We start from the raw sequence: 19,163 nt of genomic DNA on the forward strand, positions 1-19,163 counted from the left end.
CTTTTTCGTTTACCGCTTTTATAGTTGCAAATCACGCGTGGCAACGCCTTGCGCCGGTATCGCGCGCGTCGCAAGCTCGCCCAACCGTCGTACCGCCGCCTCGAGTTCGCTCGTCCAACGATTGCCCGCATTCAACCGCAGACAATCGTCGAACGCCCCGCCCTCCCCGAATAAGTGGCCCGGGGCGAAACCGATCCCCTCGGCGCGCGCCTGCTCGAACAGCGTGCGCGTGCTGCGCGGCTGGCCGTCGAGCATGGGCAACTTCGTCCAAAGCACGAGACCGCCGGCCGGATCGGTCACCTCGGTCCCGTCTGGAAAGTAACTCAACACCGCGTCGCGCAGCGATTTGTGTTGGACACGCAGCGCCGCCTTCAACCGCCGCAAATGCAATGCGTACCCACCCGTGGCCAACAATTCCGCGACGGCTGCTTGCTGAAGCTCGGCCGTGGCCATGCTCGTGGTGTACTTCAGCGCCTTGACGCGCTCCGTAAAACGCCCGCCCGCAATCCAACCTAAGCGCAATCCCGGACTCAGACTCTTCGAAAACCCGCCGCAGAGCAGGACATTCCCGTGCGCGTCGTCGAACGCGCGCACGGGGCGAGGCCGCGTTTCGCCGAAGCAAAGATCGCCGAAGATATCGTCCTCGATGAGCGGCACGTCATGCTCGCGCAGCAGCGCGACGAGCGCGCGCTTGCGTGCGTCGCTCGGCACGCTGCCGAGGGGATTGTTGCAATTGGCCACGGTCACCACGGCCTTGATCGGCACGCCGCGATCGAACGCTGCCTTCAACGCATCCAGATCGATTCCGGTCACCGGATCGCACGGGATCAAATGGACGCGCATCTCCAGCGCCCGCAACATCTGCAGGAGAACGAAATAAGTAGGCGACTCGACGGCAATCACGTCGCCCGGACGCGCCACCGCGCGCAACGCCAAGTTCAATGCTTCGACACACCCGTTCGTGACGACGATCTCGTCCGGATCGAGTTCACAAGCGTACTGCATCGCCTGCCGCGCGATCTGGGCACGCAGCGCCGGATATCCGGTGCCGCGCACGTGCGACCCGACCAGATCGCGATGCTGATAAGCCAGCCGGCGCAGCAGCACGCTGAACCGGTCGACCGGATAGAGCGTCGTCTCGGCGGATGCCAGGTCGAGCCGAACGGTCGTAGGCGCCGCCGTGATCGCCAAATGATCGCGCGCCTGAGCATCGAGCTCGGGCATGGGCCGCGCCCATCGGCCGGCGCCGGCCGCCTTCGCGGCGCCCGTCCCGTTCGCGCGCTTGCCGCGTTTCGGGCGCTTTGCCACGAAATATCCCGACCGGGGCCGCGCTTCGATGTGCCCTCGCGTCTCCAGCCAGCGCAGCGCCTGAAGCGCCGTCGAGACGCTCATCGCGTGCTGCGTCGCCAACGTGCGCACCGACGGCAAACGCGTTCCCTCCGGCATCGCCGCCTGCTCGATCGCATCCAACAGACGTTGTGCCAATTGCAGGTACAGCGGAACGGGACAATCCATGGGGTAGCCGGAGGGGAAACGCGGAAATCTGTTATGTAACAGATTTGCCCCTGCTGTGTATAGGGACGGGTCGCCGGTCGTGCCATCATGAGCACACTTTCGCGGCACTTCGGGACAGGAGATCGAACATGGAAACAACGGCATTGAAATACGACTTTCGCAGCGACACCGTCACGCGCCCCAGCGCCGCCATGCGCGCGGCCATGGCGGCGGCCGAGGTCGGCGACGACGTGTTCGGCGACGATCCGACCGTCAAGCGCCTCGAGGCGCGCGTGGCCGAGTTGATCGGCAAGGAAGCCGGCTTGTTCGTGCCCTCGGGCACGCAGTCGAACCTGATCGCTCTGATGACGCATTGCGAGCGCGGCGACGAATACATCGTCGGTCAGCAAGCGCACTGCTACCGATGGGAAGCCGGCGGCGCGGCCGTGCTCGGCAGCATCCAGCCGCAGCCGCTCGAGAACGCCGCCGACGGAACGCTCGCGCTGGCCGACATCGAAGCGGCGATCAAGCCGGACGATCCCCACTTCGCACGGACGCGCCTGCTTGCGCTCGAGAACACCATCGGCGGCAAGATCTTGCCGACCGGTTATGTGCTGGCCGCGACCGCATTGGCGAAGCGGCACAACCTCGCATGCCACCTCGACGGCGCGCGGCTGCTCAATGCCGCCGTGGCGCTCGGCACGCCTGCCGCGACCCTCGCGCAACCGTTCGACACGGTATCGGTCTGCCTCTCGAAAGGCCTCGGCGCACCGGTCGGATCGGTCCTCGCCGGCTCGAAAGCCGCGATCGCTCGGGCTCGCCGCTGGCGCAAGATGCTAGGCGGCGGCATGCGCCAAGCGGGCGTGCTGGCCGCGGCCGGCCTCTACGCGCTGGAGCACAATGTCGAACGGCTCGCGCAAGATCACGCGAACGCCCGCGCGCTGGCGCAAGGCTTGGCCAAGCTGCCCGGCCTCACCGTCACGGAGCCCGATACGAATATCGTCTTCGTCGGCGTGGACGCCGCGATCGCGCCCGCGTTCGCCGCGCACCTGGCCCAGCACGGAATCGGTGTCGTATCGACCTATGGCTCCACGCGTCAGCGCTGGGTCACGCATCTGGACGTGGACGCAGCCGCCGTTCAGGAAGCCCTCTCGATCGCTTCGCAATTTGCCCGGCAATCGTGAGCGACGCGATGCTTAACATTGCGCACACCCCTCATTCATTCGTTCGAAGGACCGGGCACGCTCATGCACGCCGATAATTTTTCCTTGACGCAATACCTCGACAGAATCGACTTCACGGCAACGCCGAAAGCCGATATCGACACCGTCGCACGCATGATGCGCCGGCAACTGTTCTCCGTGCCGTTCGAAAACCTCGACGTCCAAGCCGGCAAGATCGTCTCGCTCGTGCCCGAGGAGATCGTCGAAAAAATCGTCGGCCGCAAGCGCGGAGGTTATTGCTACGAAGTCAACGGCCTGTTCGCGATGGCGTTGGCATCGCTCGGCATCACCTATCGATTCGTGGCCGCGCGCCCGATGTTCTACCCGGCGCGGCGCCCGCGCACGCATATGGCACTCGTGCTGACGCTCGGCGGCGAACGCTGGCTCTGCGACCTGGGATTCGGCAGCTACGGCATTCGCGCGCCGATGTCGCTTTCGAAGCTGGACGTCGAGGTGGCTCAAGACGACGACCTCTTCAAGCTCAGTCTGGGCGACGACGGGTTCTACTTGCTGCAGGCAAAGGTCGATGGGCAATGGACGAACCAATACGCGTTCGATCTTTCGCCGCAGGAGTGGGTGGACTTCGTACCCGCCAACTATTTGAATTCGACGCATCCCGACGCGATCTTCGTACGAATGACCGTGGCCGTGGTGATGACCGAGGCCGGGCGCAAGATCTTGGGCGGCGACAGCTTCAAAATCGTCTCGCACGGCCGCACGGAAAAGCGTACCGTGACAGCGAGCGAGCTACCCGAGTTGCTCGCCCGCGAGTTCGGCTTGACGATGCCGAGCCGCACCTAGCCGGCCCCGCGTGGGGAGCTGTCACAAAACGGCGGCGTGCCGCGTCTAAGGTTCGTTCAGCATTCGTACGCCCGTAGATCCGTAACCGACATGACAACCGACCCAGCGACCGCCCCCGCGACCGGCCCAGCCCGCTCCCCCGCCGAAATCGATACGTTCGCGGCGCTTCGGCCCCGGCTGTTTTCCATCGCGTACCGCATGCTCGGCACACGCGCCGACGCCGAAGACATCGTGCAGGACGCCTGGCTGCGCTGGCAGCACGATACCGATCGAACGGCGGTTCGCTCCGCCGAGGCTTGGCTCGTCACGGTCGTCACCCGCCTGTCGATCGATCGTCTACGCGCGGCGAAGGCCGAGCGCGAAGCGTACGTCGGCTGGTGGCTGCCGGAGCCGCTCGTCGAAGCCAGCGACGAGCACACGCCCGAGGCCGCCGCCGAACTGGCCAGCGATCTGTCGATCGCCTTGCTGTGGGTGCTCGAGCGCCTATCCGCCGAGGAGCGCGCCGCGTTTTTGCTGCGCCAGGCGTTCGATCACGGATATGACGAGATCGCCGCGCTGCTCGGCAAAACCGAGGCCGCGTGCCGCCAAATGGTTCATCGCGCCTCCGAGCGCGTGCAGCAAACGCGCGCGCGTTTCGACGTGCCGCGCGAAGCGCACCGGCGCGTCGTCGAGAAATTCATCGTCGCCGCGCGCTCCGGCGAGCGCGACGCCATTCAGGCGCTGTTGGCCGACGATGCGGAGCTAGTGGGCGATGGCGGCGGCAAGGTCCCGGCAGTCCTCAAGGTGCTGCATGGCGCTTATCGTATCGCCAATCTCTTCTGGGTGACGGGGCGGCGCAACGGCCCGGCCTTGGTTTACCGCCATGCGCTCATCAACGGCGAGCCCGGCTTTCTGCGCTATCTGGACGGCAAGCTCGAATCGGCGATGGCGCTCGCGACCGATGGCGAGCGCATCGTCGGCATTTACGCGATCCGCAATCCCGACAAGCTCACGGGCGTTCCGCAGCGGCTAACGCAATAAGCAATAAGCAATAAAAAATAGCGAAGCCTGTCAGAAGCGGGCGGAGTCAGCGCAGCGCCTCACTCCATAGCACGGTTAGCACGGTCATCAATGCGGGACCGATGAACAAGCCGACCAGACCGAAGGTCTCGGCACCGCCGAGGATGCCAAATAGGACGAGCAAGAACGGCAGCCGCGTGGCACTGCCGATGAGCCCGGGGCGCACGAAATGTTCGGCCAAAAAGACGACGACGGTGCCCGTGACCAACACGCCGATCGCACCGGCCATCTGGCCGTGAACGAACAGCCACAGCGCCGCAAGACCGAAGGCGACCGGCGCGCAAAACGGCAGCATCGCGGCGACGGCCGTGACGAGTCCCAGTTCGGCCGCGTGCGGCAAGCCAGCGACCGCATAGGAAATACCGATCAGCAATCCCTCGCCGAGTCCCACCACGACGAGTCCCGTCACGGTTCCGCGCACGGCGGCGGCCATCCGCGTCGCCAGATGCGTACCGTCGGCGCCGAACACACGGCGCACGGCCTGGACGATCTGTACCGACGCCAGGGGCCCGGTGCGCAAGACGACGAACAGCGTGAGCAGCATGAAACCGAAATGCACGACGCCACGCACCGCGAGCTTGCCGAACTGGCGTCCCGCGGTAGCCACATGGCTGCCGCGCAATTCCTGCATGGCCGGCGACCCCTGTAACGGTAGCGCTAGGTTCGCCTGCCACCACTCTCCAATCGGCTTGCCGAACGGCATCTGCTTCACGAAATCGGGTTCGGGGATACCGTTTTGCTCCACATTGGAGATCCACTGCATCAAATGGTGCGTCTCATGGAGCGCCTGCGTAAAGATGCCCACGATCGGCAACACGATGAACAAACCGACGACCGTGGTCAGTCCTAACGCGATGGCGCTCGCACGCATGGATGTCTGCGCGGGCGAACTGAGCCGTTGTAACAATGGCCATATAACGATCGCGATCACGAGCGCCCAAACGATCGAAGGAATGAACGATCGAATGACCCAAAGCGCGAGCGCCACGAGCACGGTATAAAGCACTAGCGTGGCGATGCGCTGCCTACGTTTTCCATCGGAGCTATCTTTCGCGGCAAGCGGGGAAATGGGCATGAGAAACGCCTTTGCGATGAGGGTGTCGATCGCCGACATGTTATCGAAGTTCGCCTGCGCTGGATTCCGCCGCCCTTGACTTCGCATCGCACCTTGAAAAAAATCGAGCCGACGCGGGCGCATTCGAAGCGGCGCGTCCTACTCCTTCGCCCAGGAACGGTCATGCACTCGCCCTTCACCCGGTTCCCATCCCGCATCCGCCTGATGAAGGCAGCCACGGTCGTCGTGAGCCTGACCGCACTCATCGGCGCAAGCGGGACGGCATACGCTGCCGGCGGCGGCACAGCCGAGCCGGCGGAACAATCTGCGAGCGCCACGGCGCCCTCCAACCGCGATAGCCACACCCCCCTCTCCGCCCACGCCGCAAGCGCGGCGAGCATGGCGCACGCATCCTCGGCGGTGCCCGATACCGGCAGCGCGCCCGAGGCGCGCGAAGCGTCGGTCGTGACCAAGCACGCGCTGCGCCTGGACGGCCGCCGGCTCGCGTACCAGGCCACCGCGGGCAACTTGCTGTTGCGCAACGAGAAGGGCGAACCCGAGGCGAGCATGTTTTACGTCGCCTACACGGCCCGCGAGCCGAACGCCTCCCGTCCGGTCACGTTCCTGTTCAACGGGGGCCCCGGCGCGGCGAGCGTGTTCTTGTTGATGGGTTCGTTCGGCCCGAAGCGGGTCCATACGTCGAGCCCGAGCGCCACGCCGCCCGCGCCGTATACGCTGGCCGACAATCCGGAATCATTGCTCGATACGACGGATCTCGTTTTCGTCGACGCGATCGGCACGGGTTTTTCTCGCGTGGTGGGAAACGGTAGCGGCAAGCGCTTTTGGAGTGTGGACGGCGATCTAGACGCTTTCGTCCGCTTCATCGACCGCTACTTGAGCGTAAACGAGCGCTGGAATTCGCCGAAATATCTGATCGGCGAATCGTACGGCACGGCACGCGCGGCCATGCTGGCCTACCGGCTCGGCCAACACGAGATCTCGCTGAACGGCATCGTGCTGCTCTCGTCCGTGCTCAACTCGGGCATGCATGCGCCCGGCCTCGATCTGATGTATGTGCGTTATCTACCCTCGTTCGCCGCCACGGCTTGGTACCACGACAAGCTCGGCCCCGCGAAGCCGGCCGATTTGAGCGCGTTCTTGAACGAGGTGCGCGAGTTCGCGCAAGGCCCCTATGCTGCCGCGCTCGCCAAGGGCGACGCGCTGCCCGATGCCGAGCGCGATGCGATCGCCGCGCGTATCGCCCAATACACCGGACTCGATGCCGCTTACATCGTGCGGGCGCGCCTGCGCGTCTCGCCCTCGCATTTCCGCAAGCAATTGCTGCTGGATCGAGCACGCAGCCTCGGGCGCTACGACAGCCGCTTCGAGGGGATCGACGCCGACGAAGACTCCTCGTCGCCCGGCTACGATGCGTCCGAAAAATTCATCTCCAGCGCGATCAACGCGGCCTTTCACGAGCACTTGGCTCGAGATCTCCACTATGCGAGCGACGCCGCGTACAAGGTCTTCAACGATCACGTGCTCGACGCCTGGGATTGGAAACACCATGCCTGGTGGGGCGAGCCGCTGGAAGTACCGTACGCGGCAGCCGATCTGGCGGAAGCGATGCGGCAAAACCCGCATCTGAAGGTACTCTCGGCAAACGGCTACTTCGACCTCGCCACGCCGTTTTTCGCTACCGAGTACGACCTGGCGCACATGGGCCTCGATCCGTCGCTGCGCGCGAACGTGCGGATGACCTATTACCCGACGGGCCACATGATTTACCTCGACGACGCGGCATTGCATGCGCTCAAGCAGGATTTGGATCGATTTTACGAAGAGGCGAACCGGCAGTAATAACATTACGCGAAACGCTCAATCCAAACGTTCGACCGATTAATTTCTCTATTTTTATATCGCATTTCTAGAGCGATATATCAGGACACCCGAGAGGCCCACGCCCCCCTTCGAAGCAAAGTCTACAAGCACAAGGACGCGGCAGCACGTACAGACCGCCACTTCCACTACCACTCCTAACAGCTACACGGCCACCTTTTTGGCCTGATAGGTTAATCATGCTCAATAAATCGTTGAGCGTTTCTATTAACTCCACAATCGAAACGATGGCTCGAGACGGCAGAAAATTTTTAATCCGTTGACTCACCGCTATCCCGCGGATAGGGCGTCTCTTGGCGTTGCAATCCTAGGAGGTCAAATTGAAGTCGACAGTAAAATCGAAGGGGTCGGTACAAAGTATTTGCAAAACCGCGGCACTCGCATTGCCGCTCGTCGTCGCTGCCCTGCCGTCCCAAGCGGCCAGCGCTCGGACGAATTGGGTCAGTACGGAAACGAGGGCGTTTCTGAATCCGGCGCAAATGCGAACGCTCGCGGCAGCGCCTGAGGCGCAAATGACGGCGGGCGAAGCAGCGCACGTGGTCGTCAGCCTGCGCGTTCGCAACCTGAGCCGGTTGAAGGCGCTCGGCCAGGCTGTCAACGAGCGCGGCAACAGCCGCTATCATCACTTCCTCACGCCGAAGCAGTTCCTCGCCGATTACGCACCGACCGAAGCGCAAGTGCAAAAGGTCGTCGCGTACATGCGCAAGAGCGGCTTCGTCAACATTCGCGTGTCGAGCAATCGCCTCTTGGTTTCCGCCGACGGCACGGCCGGCACGGTGAAGACGGCGTTCAACACGCCGCTCGTTCATTTCCGCAAGGGCGAACGCACCGTCTTCGCGAACTCGGCTCCCGCCGAGGTGCCCGAAGAACTGGGCGGCTCGGTGCTCTCCGTGCTCGGGCTGCAGAACGTGACGCGCGCGCACACCATGGCCGTGCGGGGTCCGCGTACGCAAGCGAAGACGATGGCCACCGGCACGGAGACGGGACATTATCCGACCGAATGGCCGGCGATCTACGGTGCCAACAGCTTGCCCACCGCCTCGAACACCGCGGTCGGCATCATCACGATCGGCGGCGCCGACCAAGCGACGCAAGATTTGAATCAATTCACCCAGGCGAACAACCTGCCCACGGTCAACGTTTCGGCCGTCCAAGCGGGTGATCCGAGCGGCAACTACAGCGACGACCAGGAAGGCCAAGGCGAATGGGACCTCGATAGCCAGGACGTCGTCGGTGCCGCGGGCGGCGCCGTGAGTCAACTCCTGTTCTATGAAGCGGACCTGAACGCCTCCGGCAACACGGGCCTGACTCAAGCGTTCAACCAAGCCGTTACCGACAACACGGCAAAGGTCATCAACGTTTCGCTCGGCTGGTGCGAAACCGACGCGCAAGCCGACGGCTCGGTCGCCGCCGAAGATCAGATCTTCGCCACGGCGGTCGCGCAAGGCCAGACGTTCTCGGTTTCATCGGGCGACGAAGGCGCCTACGAGTGCAACAACCGCGGCTATCCGGACGGCAGCACGTACTCGATCTCGTGGCCCGCGTCCTCGCCGAACGTCATCTCGGTCGGCGGCACGACGCTGTACACGACGAGCGGCGGCGGCTGGGGCAGCGAAACGGTTTGGAACGAAGGGCTCGACGGCAACGGCAAGTTGTGGGCATCGACGGGCGGTATCAGCCAGGTCGAATCGCTGCCCTCGTGGCAGAGTTCGCTGGCGGTCAGCCCGAAGCCGACCGGCCGGGCCGTGCCCGACATCTCGTTCGATGCAGCCCAAGGCTCGGGCGCGCTCGTCTACAACTACGGTCAAATCCAACAGATCGGCGGCACGAGCTTGTCGTCGCCGATTTTCGTCGGATTGTGGGCGCGGCTGGAATCGGCGCATTCGAACTCGCTGGGTTTCCCCGCTTCGAGCATCTATAGCGCCGTGAAGTCGACGCCCTCGCTCGTGCACGACGTGACCTCGGGCAACAACGGCTATCAGGGTTACGGTTATAAGGCCGCCAAGGGCTGGGACTATCCGACCGGCTGGGGTAGCTTCATCATGTCCAACCTCGCGTCGTATGTGAACAGCCACTCGTTCGCCCGCTAACGAGCGACGCGGCAAATCGGCGGGCAATCGCCCGACTCGCCGCGCAAGCTCGACACCCGAGCCGCTCCGGCCCCCTTCGCCGGACCGGCTCTTTTTCGTTGTGCGCGCAACAAACGTTGCATTGAGGCGGCACGTTCGCAAAACTCGGCGCATAATCGCTGCTTCGCGTCCTTGTCCACGCCTTGTCGTTGCAGCGCCGCTTGTCCATGCCGCTTGCCATCAAAGCCTTTATCGCCCCGCTGATCGTGGCCTGCGCCATGTTCATGGAATCCGTCGACGGAAACATCATCGTCACGGCGTTGCCCTCGATGGCTCGAGATTTCGGCAGCGACCCGGTCGCCCTGAAGGTGGCGATCACGAGCTACGTCCTCGGCCTCGGCGTGTTCATTCCGATTTGCGGCTGGCTGGCCGATCGCTTCGGCGCGCGCACCGTGTTTCGAACGGCCATCGGCATCTTCGTCGTCGGCTCCGTCCTCTGCGGCTTCGCCCGCTCGCTGCATGTGTTTACGCTCGCGCGTTTTCTGCAAGGCGTCGGTGGTGCGATGATGGTGCCGGTCGGGCGCATCATCATCTTTCGCGCGGTGCCGAAAACCGAGTTCGTGCGCGCGATGAACTATCTGGTCTTGCCCGCCCTGTTCGCGCCGGCCGCCGCCCCCTTGCTCGGCGGCTTCATCACCACCTACCTGCACTGGCGGTTGATTTTCTTCGTCAACGTGCCGATCGGCATCCTCGGCATCTATCTCACGAATCGGTACATCGTCAATACGCACGAGCCGCATCCGGGCCCGCTCGACTGGTTCGGTTTTCTGCTCGCGGCGTGCGGCGCGTCGCTGTTGTTGCTCGGCCTGTCGCTGATCGGCAGCGATCTCGTCTCGGATCGCTCCGCCTACGAAATGTGCGTGACGGGCGCCTTGCTTCTCACGCTCTATGTGCTCTACGCCCAGCGCGCGCAGCGGCCGGTCCTCGATTTGAAGCTCTTCAGCGTTCCGACGTTTCGCGCCAGCGTGCTGGGCGGATCGATGTTTCGTATCGGACTCGGCGCGGTACCGTTCCTTCTGCCGCTCGCCTTGCAGGAAGGCCTTGGGATGACGGCGTTTCAATCGGGCGCCATTACGTGCGCATCGGCATTCGGCAGCATGTTCATGCGGTCGATGACGTCGTCCGTGTTGCGCGCCTTCGGCTTTCGCACCGTGCTCATCTATAACGCGATTTTTTCCGGTATCGCCATCGCGGCCTATGGAACGTTCTTCCCCGGCACGCCGATTTGGGTCATCTGGCTCGTCGTCCTGCTCGGCGGCTTCTTCCCCGCGCTCCAATTCACGAGCCTCAATTCGATGATCTACGCCGAGATCGCGAGCCAGGATATCGGACGCGCCACGAGCCTGGGCAGCGTCGTGCAGCAGATGTCGCTCGGGCTCGGCGTGACGGTCGGCGGGATCGTCCTCCAGATATCGCGAGCGCTGCATGGACATACCCATGCTCAGTGGTCCGACTTCTGGCCGTCGTTCCTCGTCGTCGGCCTATTCTCGCTGGGCTCCATTCCGATCACGCGCCGGCTCTCCCCCGATGCCGGCGACGAAATCGCTCGCGGCACGCGCGGATAAGCGGCCGTGCGCGTGGTTCGCGTCGCCGACGCGTGCCGCTTACTTAGGCTGCTTACGTAGGCCGCTTACTTAGGCTGCCGCCATGCCGTGAACGTGACCGGTGTCGGTGCTCGTGCTCGTATAACCCTTGACCGCTTCGACGACGATCGCAGCCAATTGCTCGACCGGCGGTGCGGCCGTGCTCGACGCGCGCAGCAACGTCAACCCGAGCGAAGGCAACGCCGGCAACCCGTAAGCGCCGGGCTCCAGCGTGCGAACCGTGGGCGGCAGCCCATGCGGCGTACGCACGGTGATGCCGAGCCCCGCCGCCGCCGCGGCCCATAAGCCGGCGAGGCTCGGGCTCGTCATCGCGACGCGCCATGCGATGCCCGCGCGATCGAGCGCGTCGGTCGCGAGCGAGCAGACCATGCATGCGCCGTCGAAAAGAACGAGCGGCAATGGCTCGTCGCTGCCGGGCGACCACTGCAACGCGTCGGATCCGATCCAGCGCATCGGCGGCTTGGCGACATCCACACTCGCACCGGCCACGCGCCGCGCTTGCATCGATACGTTGCGGTCGTCCCAGACCAGCGCGAGGTCGAGTTCGCCCGCATCGAGTCGCGCGGTCAGATCGGCGTTGCGAGCGACGCGCGCCTCGATGCGCACTTTCGGATGCGCTCGGGCGAATCGGCCCAATACGTTCGGCAGTACCGACTCAGCGAAGTCCTCTTGCAGCCCGAGACGCACCCATCCTTCGAGATCGGTGCCGCGCGCCGCGAACGCCGCTTCATCGTTCAACTCGACGAGCCGCCGCGCGTAGCGCAGCATGACCTCGCCTGCATCGGTCAAGCCCAGGCCGCGGCCCGCTTTGCGGAACAGCGGCGCCCCCACCTGCTCTTCGAGCTTTCTGATTTGCGCGCTCACCGCCGACGTGGAGCGCCCCACCCGATCCGCCGCCTTCGCGAAACTGCCCAGGTCCATGCCCGTGACGAAGCTGCGCAACGCCGCCACGTCGAAGTTCGTTTGACTCATCGCATGCCTCGATCATCCTGAATTTTCGAACGATTGATTCTGAATTATCCGATTTTCAGGATGATCATAGAGTGCGAGACTGCGTTCGTCAAACGTCAGAGGAAGTCACGAATGGACACGCAATATGTCGCGAAGGCGCCGCGCCGGGCGTTCGGCGCCTCGCACCGGTGGAAGGTACTCGGCGTCGGCGTCGCGGCCAACGCGGGTTTCTCGGCAGCCGCGGCGGGGATTCCGACCACGGCGATATGGATGCGCACGGGGTACCACCTCGGCAATGCGCAACTCGGGATCGCGCTCGGCGCGACCGGTCTCGGCATCGCGCTGTCCGAGTTGCCTTGGGGCGTCGCGACCGACCGGTTCGGCGACCGGCCCGTCCTGATCGCCGGCTTGCTCGCGACCGCGCTCGCGCTGCTGTCGATGGCCCTGTTCCTCGTGCCTTCGGCTGTGGCGGTGCCGGCTTTGCCGTTATTGGTCATGGCTCTTGCTGTGGTCGGCTTGCTCGGCGGCAGCGTCAATGGCTCCAGCGGCCGCGCGATCATGAGCTGGTTCAAGGAGGGCGAGCGCGGCGTCGCGATGAGCATTCGCCAAACCGCCGTGCCGCTCGGCGGCGGCATCGGCGCGTCGCTGTTACCGTGGCTTGCTTCGACGTATGGGTTCGGCGCCGTGTTTAGCGCATTGGCGCTGCTATGCGCCGTTCCCGCGGCTCTGGCGATCTTGTGGCTTCATGAGCCGCCGCACGCGGCGGCGGCTGCGAAGTCCAACGTCGATGCGCAACGTAGTCCGCTTGGCGATATGGCCATCTGGCGCGTCGCGCTCGGCATCGGCGTGCTATGCGTGCCGCAATTGGCCGTGTTGACCTTCGCCACCGTCTTTCTGCACGACTTCGGCCATCTCGGCATTGCCGGCATCAGCGCAACGATGGCCGCGCTGCAAGTCGGCGCGATGGCGATGCGGGTTTGGAGCGGGCGTCATACGGACCGTCGCGGCAATCGTCGAAGCTACATCCGGGGCTCGACGCTCGTTGCCGCCGCGTCGTTTGCCGCGCTCTCGGGCATCGTGGCGCTGGGGCACTCGGCATCGATCGCGGCCGTCGTTGCGCTGATCGTGTTCGCTGGTGTGTGCGTCTCCGCTTGGCACGGTGTCGCGTATGCCGAGTTGGCCACGCTGGCGGGTCCCGCTCGTGCGGGCACGGCCCTCGGGATGGCCAATTCGATCGTCTATGCCGGGATGTTTCTCGTGCCGTTCTTGTTGCCGCACCTGCTAGCCGCGAGTTCGTGGGCGTTCGTGTGGCTCGTCGCAGGGTTCGTCGCGCTGCTCGCGCATCCGCTGTTTCCGCGGGCAGTGCGGGGCTGAGCGTGCCGGTTAAGCACGCGGAAGTTGGGTGCCTCGGTTCATGATTTCGAGGTAGCCGCCGTAGTTGAAGGGGCGATTGCGCTTTTGGTCGGCACGCTCCGTCGTGCCACTCCTTCTGCTTTACGGATCCACAGAGCGCTGATGGAACGCTTCATTGCGACCTCCGGTTGACTTGTCGAGCAGACCGGCTTTACATCAGCTACAGTCGACAAACCGTTGGCGCTCCTTGAAGAGTTGGGCATTGTCCGAGAATCATTTTCCCGATTCGATTGTGAACACGCGCGCGAGCTAATCCCTGCGCGAATTCAAAGCGGTCGGTCCGTTCGACAACCATTCAAGGACGCGAGGCTTTTGAAACTCAGAAGACAATCGCATGCCGCTTAGCGTCAGCCAGTCGAGCACCCGGCGTCCGATCCCGCCTTGACATGGTTTTGGCCGCATGGGCACTGTACGGGATCGTTGTCAAGCACGCTGGCTCGCCCATCTTCGTCCATGTCCATACCTGTACCTTGGATTGGGTGTTCTCCAGGACAATTACCGCAAGTGGCCATCTCTCCATCGAGTGCGATACGGCGATCACCATCGAACATGGTCGAGGCAGTTGCGATGACCTTGCCACCTGTGGTGGTGGGATCGTCATGGCAGACAGATGCTTTACTCATCTAAGAAAACCTGAATTTCAATTTTTAATCAAAGATAAATTTAATCACTTGACTTTAAAATGACTAACAACACTCCAATCTTTCCACATTTTTTTGCGCAACAAAATCAATCATTGATTCCCTCCCGCGAGATAATCGACAAAGCTTACACCACGAAGGATGCGCAGAATAGCTGGCAAATAATCCCCCTTCGGCTCTTTGAGCTTCATCGATTGGCCCTCACCACAAACTGCCGCTTTTTCATGAAAAAGGCAAAACGAATAGAAGCGAACGCGCTGATTTTCATCACCACTAATTTCATCGGTTGTTCGCAAAAATCCGGTTGCATTGGGTGATTTTAGCTGATAGATTTTAGAAACAGGTCGCAATAGCTTTCTATCGCTCGCATCTTCGTCATACAACTTCCAAATTCTGCCCCCCTCATCCCACTGAGCCCCATACTTCTGCGCAGCATCATCAAATTGTTGACCAATTCGACATTTGAATCGAATCCCGAAATCGCCAAGCGTGCTCTGCACTGGGGGCACATCAGTCCAATAGCCAGCCGTCATCTTCATTCGACTCGCTAGATGCCCATCAAAATAGTCGACCACACTGATTACACAGCCGGGTTGCCCCATGTCCACAGACAGAACCTCATGCTTTACCGCAATCGTCAATTGCCCAAATGCGAACTGATCTGAGCAAATCTCAGCAAAGAATAGAGCAACGACTGGCAGCTTTCGTCTCATCGTTCAATACAGGCCGACTAAATATCGAGGAAATGACACGTTCCAACCAACGCATCTCGTCACCCCACTCCCGGTCGGCATCGGCCTCACGAGGAATATCACACTAGCGACATTCAACATACTAACGAGTGGCACAAAACGAAATCAAAATTGGCGTAAAGATGCTCATTGGTTAGGGTCGCCTTTTTTATCATCGACAAAATTTACGCTCCGAAGTATGCGCATGATGAAAGGCAGATAATCCCCCCTTGGCTCCTCGAGTCGCATCGATTGACCAGTCCCGCAAACGGCGGTTTTATCATGCAACAGACAAAATGAATAAAAGCGGACGCGTTGATCCTCCTCACCATTAATTTGGTCTGTCGTCCTCATAAAACCAGAGGCATTGTGCGATTTTAACTGATAGATCCGAGAGACAGGCGGCAATATTTTACTGTCGTTCTCATCCTCGTAATACAAATCCCATTTCTTCTTACCCTCATTCCACTGAGCCCCAAAATTGTGCGGCGCATCAATAAAATCTTGATCAGTTTGGCACTCAAAATTAATTCCAAACCTTTCAAGAGTACTACGAACCGGCGGCACATCAGTCCAGTAAGAAGCATTTTTCGGCATGCCACTTTTTAAATGCCCACCATAAAGATCGACAATATCAATTTCACACCCCGGCGCCCCCATATCCACCGATAAAATCTGATGCTTCGCCCCAATGCTTGATTGACTGAATGCGACTTCCGCGCAACAACACTGCAGGATGGCAAGCAGCATTGCCGCCATGATCTTTTTCTTCATTATTCAACCCCTTCTTGGTTGTCGACCTTCGGGAAAGGAAAGAGTGGCCCCGCGCGCATCTAAAAACCATGGCTCGCCCACCACTGCCAATGTTTGAGCAAATCCCACACAGCGGGCCACGTATCCATTGAACGTAGAATTCTGATTACCAACTCCAGCCGGGTAGTTCACTGCGGCAGATGCGTCGTGAAAATTATCGCTATGGTAATAAACTTTCTGAATCGCCGGACTGGGGTCTGACTGATGATGGTGTGGCGGCTTCGTCGCCAATACTTCACGGCGTTGAAGATTAATATCTCCATCCGCATATCGAGCCATCTCCATTTTAAGCCAATAGAACCCGGCACTATCCGAGGGAAAAAGCAGGTCATCTGGTGTTTTCGGCTGACCTCCCCCACCAACGCTGGAGCGCCAGCCGATCATGGTTTGCGTCACGCCACTTGCACGATCTGCGATATGATTCTCCGCATGTGCACGATCCGCACTTGCGGCCTGATAAGCATTATGCAATTGCGCCCGAGCTTGCCGAGAAATTTCAGAACCGCGCCCGATAAAATCGAAGTAACACACATAGTTATCCGGTCCAGTTAATTGAAGAAATCCACGACCGTCCCATGGATAATACCACATTGCCGAATTATCTTCGTGAAGCTTGCTGAGCCATTGCGTTTCTTGCAATGCATTCCCAAAAAACGCCGACATGCGCTTTGGTGTGTCGATAAGGTATTTTCTAAGCGAGCGATTGAGTGACAAAAGATTATTCGTCAAGAAATCGTTAGTCACATCAGCAACATTTTCGTAGTACATGGCATGGTGCGGCCCCTCTCGCAAGACCTCCATGGGGAGAATTTGTTTGAATTCGGCCTTACTGAACCATCCACACGTTCGCAACTGCGTCAAGAACGCCGTCGGAGGAAAATGCCAGCATTCACTGGCCGGAGGCAGGTCGGGATCGACAATGTCCTCCCAAAAACCCAGAACACGAACATGCTCCATCAACGTGAGGAAATCCTCATCCGACAGCGGATTGCTCAACGCTTCGTGCGGGCTCTTCAACCACATATACCGATCAAATCGTCCATCCCTACTCCATTCTGTGGGGAACTTGCAGACGGCGTGCGAGAGGCGCTGCTTGACCGCATCGACGCTCAACGCCCCTACTGCATCGGCGTGGGTGACATGCCCCGAATGATTGATATCCAACCACTGCTTTACCGTCGCGGAGTCACAAAGACTGTCGGAGGTAGTGTCATCGTTGACAAAGCTCCATCCCGCCCATTCCGGGAAATCGGCATCGCTATAAACTCGCACACTGGGCACGGACAGGTTGATCCACCCGTCGCCGTCCGGCGTCTTTACCTTCCTCCAATGGTTGAACCGCGCGCCAGAAGCAAGTTGGTCGTTGATGCAGCGACCGAAGCGGATCATCTCGAAGATTGCGCTTGGTGAGGGCGCTATCGCGCCGCTGCCGACACCCGCAAGGCTGCCATCACTATAGCGGGCGGATAGCGCCATAGCGCGCTTATACAAGCCATATTCGGCCTCGTTCTCAGCGGGCATTGCGCCTGACGCAGACCAATACCCATCCGCAGCTTGAACATAGGTGGTCAGCACGCAATCTTTTTCATAATGCATGCGGATCACGAGATCGCAACTGATTCCCGCCTCGATCAAACATGCCTGCGACTGAAGTCCCCCCACGGCCGGAGCACTGTCGTCATCGCGATAAGGGTGAGGCTCCTTGGCGAAAATCTTGGCGCCTCGCGGCACAAAGAACCAGATGTCCCCATAGACCGCATCGGTCCGCCCTGTTTGTCCAACCGGACCGGGCTCGCGTCCGATGATCTTCTTTAGATTCGCCTCGTCGCACACGATCTCGAAGTGGATCTGCGGAAACTGTCCGTAGATCTGGCCGGGAGTGCCCAAGATATCCTTACGATAGATCTTTTTGCCCACCGCCAGCGTTGGCATGACGTTTTGCAGGTGCATGTACACCGAATAGAAGGTGATCTTCGCGTTATCGCCCTCGCCAATTTCGGTGTCGTGCCGGATGACGACGCACCCGTCATCAGTGCGCACGCCACGGTATTGAAGTGCTGCGCTCTTGGTTGTATCAGTCGCGCGCACATGCACGATCTTTCCGTCTGCGATTGCACGCACCGGCGCGGGCTGGTTGCCATCAGTCGGCGCAATCAGGTGCGCACCGCCATGCCAGCCAAGGTTAAAGCTAACAGGATAGGCGCCGTTGCCAGGCGAGCATTCGAGCATGTTCGCCCCGCACACATCGCCATCCGGCACAACCGTATTGCCGGCATCTGCCGTGGACATGGCATCGTTTTGCTGCGACTGTGCCGCCGAAAGAAAGGGAGGGCTGATAATCATGGAACGCTTGCAACCTGATTAAAGTGAATGCGAGTAATCGTCGGTGGGTTTGCCCGTTCCGAACGGCGGAAAACTGGGCATCTGTGCGTCGGCTCCTTGTTTGCTCCACTTCGGGGTCTTCTCGACGATCGGCCCCGACGAGCCGTTGACGATCCCGTTGCCGTTTATTTGGATATAGGAGCCGCCCGCACCGATCCAAACTTCCTTCGCTGCGGTGATAACGACCCGTCCGTCCGTACTGGAAATCGAAAGGTCCTTGAGGGCCGCGAGCGCCATTTTGTCACTCTGGGCCTGGATTTCGACCGCCCCTTTTGCCGCAAACAGTTTGATTCCGAGGCTTTGCGCGAACAGGCTGATCTTACCGAGCACGCTCGCTAACAACGATTTTCGGGCGGTAACCGACACATTGCGGCCCGCCGTAAGCGCGATATGCTCCTCGCCATTGATATGGACGGTCGCCGGCGTCGTTGCTTGCAGTCCGCCCGCTCCAGCAAGCAGCAAATGCGGTTCGTTCAGTTCGGGAAACGACCGAGGCTGTGTGAAAACGTAGTCGTCGCCTAAACTGAATCAACGCATCGACCCCCGGGTGACTCATGAAGCGATTCGTTGAAGGCGATGACCGCAAGCAGGTTTCACTTCTGCCCGAATGCCTCGATGACTATGTCGGGCAGGACAATCCGGTCAGAGTCATAGATGCCTTCGTCGACGAGTTGGGGCTTGAGGATCTCGGTTTCGAGGGGGCCATTGCGGCGCTCACGGGGCGCCCGTCTTATCACCCAGGGGTGATGCTCAAGATTTATATCTACGGGTACCTGAACCGTGTTCCGTCCAGCCGGCGCCTTGAGCGTGAATGCCAGCGCAATGTCGAGCTAATGTGGCTCACGGGACGTCTCGCGCCGGACTTCAAGACGATCGCCGACTTTCGCCGCGACAACGGCGCAGCCATTCGCAACGTATGCCGGCGTTTCGTCGAACTGTGTCGCGGACTGAAACTATTATCCAGCGACA

At 61.1% G+C, this 19,163-nt stretch carries 16 protein-coding genes; 8 read left to right on the forward strand and 8 right to left on the reverse strand.

Annotation, left to right across the window (positions count from 1 at the left end):
• Positions 1-18: 18 nt before the first annotated feature.
• Positions 19-1,515, reverse strand: a complete 1,497-nt coding sequence (locus C0Z18_RS06510) for an aminotransferase-like domain-containing protein (RefSeq protein WP_158244209.1) — start codon at positions 1,513-1,515, stop codon at positions 19-21.
• Positions 1,516-1,643: 128 nt separating this feature from the next.
• Here C0Z18_RS06510 and ltaE point away from each other — a divergent pair, with 128 nt between their 5' ends.
• From ltaE to C0Z18_RS06525, 3 genes are all read left to right on the forward strand, one after another.
• Positions 1,644-2,678, forward strand: coding sequence for a low-specificity L-threonine aldolase (gene ltaE, locus C0Z18_RS06515; protein ID WP_102644555.1), 1,035 nt, complete (start codon positions 1,644-1,646; stop codon positions 2,676-2,678).
• A 63-nt stretch (positions 2,679-2,741) separates the two neighbouring features.
• Positions 2,742-3,518, forward strand: coding sequence for an arylamine N-acetyltransferase family protein (locus C0Z18_RS06520; protein ID WP_102644556.1), 777 nt, complete (start codon positions 2,742-2,744; stop codon positions 3,516-3,518).
• 90 nt (positions 3,519-3,608) lie between these two features.
• A complete protein-coding gene (locus tag C0Z18_RS06525) occupies positions 3,609-4,538 on the forward strand; it encodes an RNA polymerase sigma-70 factor (protein ID WP_102644557.1) in 930 nt (309 codons plus the stop codon).
• Between the two features lie 46 nt (positions 4,539-4,584).
• On the opposite strand, the gene C0Z18_RS06530 is transcribed toward C0Z18_RS06525, so the two are convergent.
• A complete protein-coding gene (locus C0Z18_RS06530; RefSeq protein ID WP_102644599.1) occupies positions 4,585-5,652 on the reverse strand; it encodes an AI-2E family transporter in 1,068 nt (355 codons plus the stop codon).
• Between the two features lie 162 nt (positions 5,653-5,814).
• On the opposite strand from C0Z18_RS06530, the gene C0Z18_RS06535 reads away from it, so the two are divergent.
• From C0Z18_RS06535 to C0Z18_RS06545, 3 genes are all read left to right on the forward strand, one after another.
• Positions 5,815-7,491, forward strand: coding sequence for a S10 family peptidase (locus tag C0Z18_RS06535; RefSeq protein WP_233217190.1), 1,677 nt, complete (start codon positions 5,815-5,817; stop codon positions 7,489-7,491).
• Positions 7,492-7,850: 359 nt separating this feature from the next.
• Entirely contained in the window at positions 7,851-9,620 is a 1,770-nt protein-coding gene (locus C0Z18_RS06540) for a S53 family peptidase (protein WP_408646970.1), read from the forward strand.
• A 206-nt stretch (positions 9,621-9,826) separates the two neighbouring features.
• On the forward strand, positions 9,827-11,224 hold the full coding sequence (locus tag C0Z18_RS06545) for an MFS transporter (RefSeq protein WP_102644602.1): 1,398 nt from the start codon (positions 9,827-9,829) through the stop codon (positions 11,222-11,224).
• A gap of 69 nt (positions 11,225-11,293) precedes the next feature.
• On the opposite strand, the gene C0Z18_RS06550 is transcribed toward C0Z18_RS06545, so the two are convergent.
• Positions 11,294-12,235 (reverse strand): LysR substrate-binding domain-containing protein, encoded by a 942-nt coding sequence (locus tag C0Z18_RS06550; protein ID WP_102644558.1) that lies wholly within the window; start codon positions 12,233-12,235, stop codon positions 11,294-11,296.
• A 111-nt stretch (positions 12,236-12,346) separates the two neighbouring features.
• Between C0Z18_RS06550 and C0Z18_RS06555 the strand changes: the two genes are divergently transcribed.
• Positions 12,347-13,588 (forward strand): MFS transporter, encoded by a 1,242-nt coding sequence (locus tag C0Z18_RS06555; protein WP_102644559.1) that lies wholly within the window; start codon positions 12,347-12,349, stop codon positions 13,586-13,588.
• Between the two features lie 386 nt (positions 13,589-13,974).
• Here the strand turns inward: C0Z18_RS06555 and C0Z18_RS06560 are convergent, their stop codons facing one another.
• From C0Z18_RS06560 to C0Z18_RS06580, 5 genes are all read right to left on the reverse strand, one after another.
• On the reverse strand, positions 13,975-14,250 hold the full coding sequence (locus tag C0Z18_RS06560) for a PAAR domain-containing protein (protein WP_102644560.1): 276 nt from the start codon (positions 14,248-14,250) through the stop codon (positions 13,975-13,977).
• Positions 14,251-14,360: 110 nt separating this feature from the next.
• Positions 14,361-14,981: a hypothetical protein gene (locus C0Z18_RS06565; protein ID WP_102644561.1), complete on the reverse strand. Its 621-nt coding sequence runs from the start codon at positions 14,979-14,981 to the stop codon at positions 14,361-14,363.
• A 165-nt stretch (positions 14,982-15,146) separates the two neighbouring features.
• Positions 15,147-15,773, reverse strand: a complete 627-nt coding sequence (locus C0Z18_RS06570) for a hypothetical protein (RefSeq protein WP_102644562.1) — start codon at positions 15,771-15,773, stop codon at positions 15,147-15,149.
• 3 nt (positions 15,774-15,776) lie between these two features.
• Positions 15,777-18,155 (reverse strand): M23 family metallopeptidase, encoded by a 2,379-nt coding sequence (locus C0Z18_RS06575; protein ID WP_102644563.1) that lies wholly within the window; start codon positions 18,153-18,155, stop codon positions 15,777-15,779.
• Between the two features lie 18 nt (positions 18,156-18,173).
• Positions 18,174-18,656, reverse strand: a complete 483-nt coding sequence (locus tag C0Z18_RS06580; RefSeq protein WP_408646971.1) for a DUF2345 domain-containing protein — start codon at positions 18,654-18,656, stop codon at positions 18,174-18,176.
• Positions 18,657-18,748: 92 nt separating this feature from the next.
• Between C0Z18_RS06580 and C0Z18_RS06585 the strand changes: the two genes are divergently transcribed.
• A partial coding sequence (locus C0Z18_RS06585) for a transposase (protein WP_146013954.1) occupies positions 18,749-19,163 on the forward strand: 415 nt, incomplete at its 3' end.

It is taken from the genome of Trinickia dabaoshanensis (assembly GCF_002879885.1).
Taxonomy (GTDB): Bacteria; Pseudomonadota; Gammaproteobacteria; order Burkholderiales; family Burkholderiaceae; genus Trinickia; species Trinickia dabaoshanensis.

Bases quoted from the DNA above. Each gene is read 5' to 3' on its own strand.
- C0Z18_RS06510 (WP_158244209.1), bottom strand. From the start codon at position 1,515: ATGGATTGTCCCGTTCCGCTGTACCTGCAATTGGCACAACGTCTGTTG.
- ltaE (WP_102644555.1), top strand. From the start codon at position 1,644: ATGGAAACAACGGCATTGAAATACGACTTTCGCAGCGACACCGTCACG.
- C0Z18_RS06520 (WP_102644556.1), top strand. From the start codon at position 2,742: ATGCACGCCGATAATTTTTCCTTGACGCAATACCTCGACAGAATCGAC.
- C0Z18_RS06525 (WP_102644557.1), top strand. From the start codon at position 3,609: ATGACAACCGACCCAGCGACCGCCCCCGCGACCGGCCCAGCCCGCTCC.
- C0Z18_RS06530 (WP_102644599.1), bottom strand. From the start codon at position 5,652: ATGCCCATTTCCCCGCTTGCCGCGAAAGATAGCTCCGATGGAAAACGT.
- C0Z18_RS06535 (WP_233217190.1), top strand. From the start codon at position 5,815: ATGCACTCGCCCTTCACCCGGTTCCCATCCCGCATCCGCCTGATGAAG.
- C0Z18_RS06545 (WP_102644602.1), top strand. From the start codon at position 9,827: ATGCCGCTTGCCATCAAAGCCTTTATCGCCCCGCTGATCGTGGCCTGC.
- C0Z18_RS06550 (WP_102644558.1), bottom strand. From the start codon at position 12,235: ATGAGTCAAACGAACTTCGACGTGGCGGCGTTGCGCAGCTTCGTCACG.
- C0Z18_RS06555 (WP_102644559.1), top strand. From the start codon at position 12,347: ATGGACACGCAATATGTCGCGAAGGCGCCGCGCCGGGCGTTCGGCGCC.
- C0Z18_RS06560 (WP_102644560.1), bottom strand. From the start codon at position 14,250: ATGAGTAAAGCATCTGTCTGCCATGACGATCCCACCACCACAGGTGGC.
- C0Z18_RS06565 (WP_102644561.1), bottom strand. From the start codon at position 14,981: ATGAGACGAAAGCTGCCAGTCGTTGCTCTATTCTTTGCTGAGATTTGC.
- C0Z18_RS06570 (WP_102644562.1), bottom strand. From the start codon at position 15,773: ATGAAGAAAAAGATCATGGCGGCAATGCTGCTTGCCATCCTGCAGTGT.
- C0Z18_RS06575 (WP_102644563.1), bottom strand. From the start codon at position 18,155: ATGATTATCAGCCCTCCCTTTCTTTCGGCGGCACAGTCGCAGCAAAAC.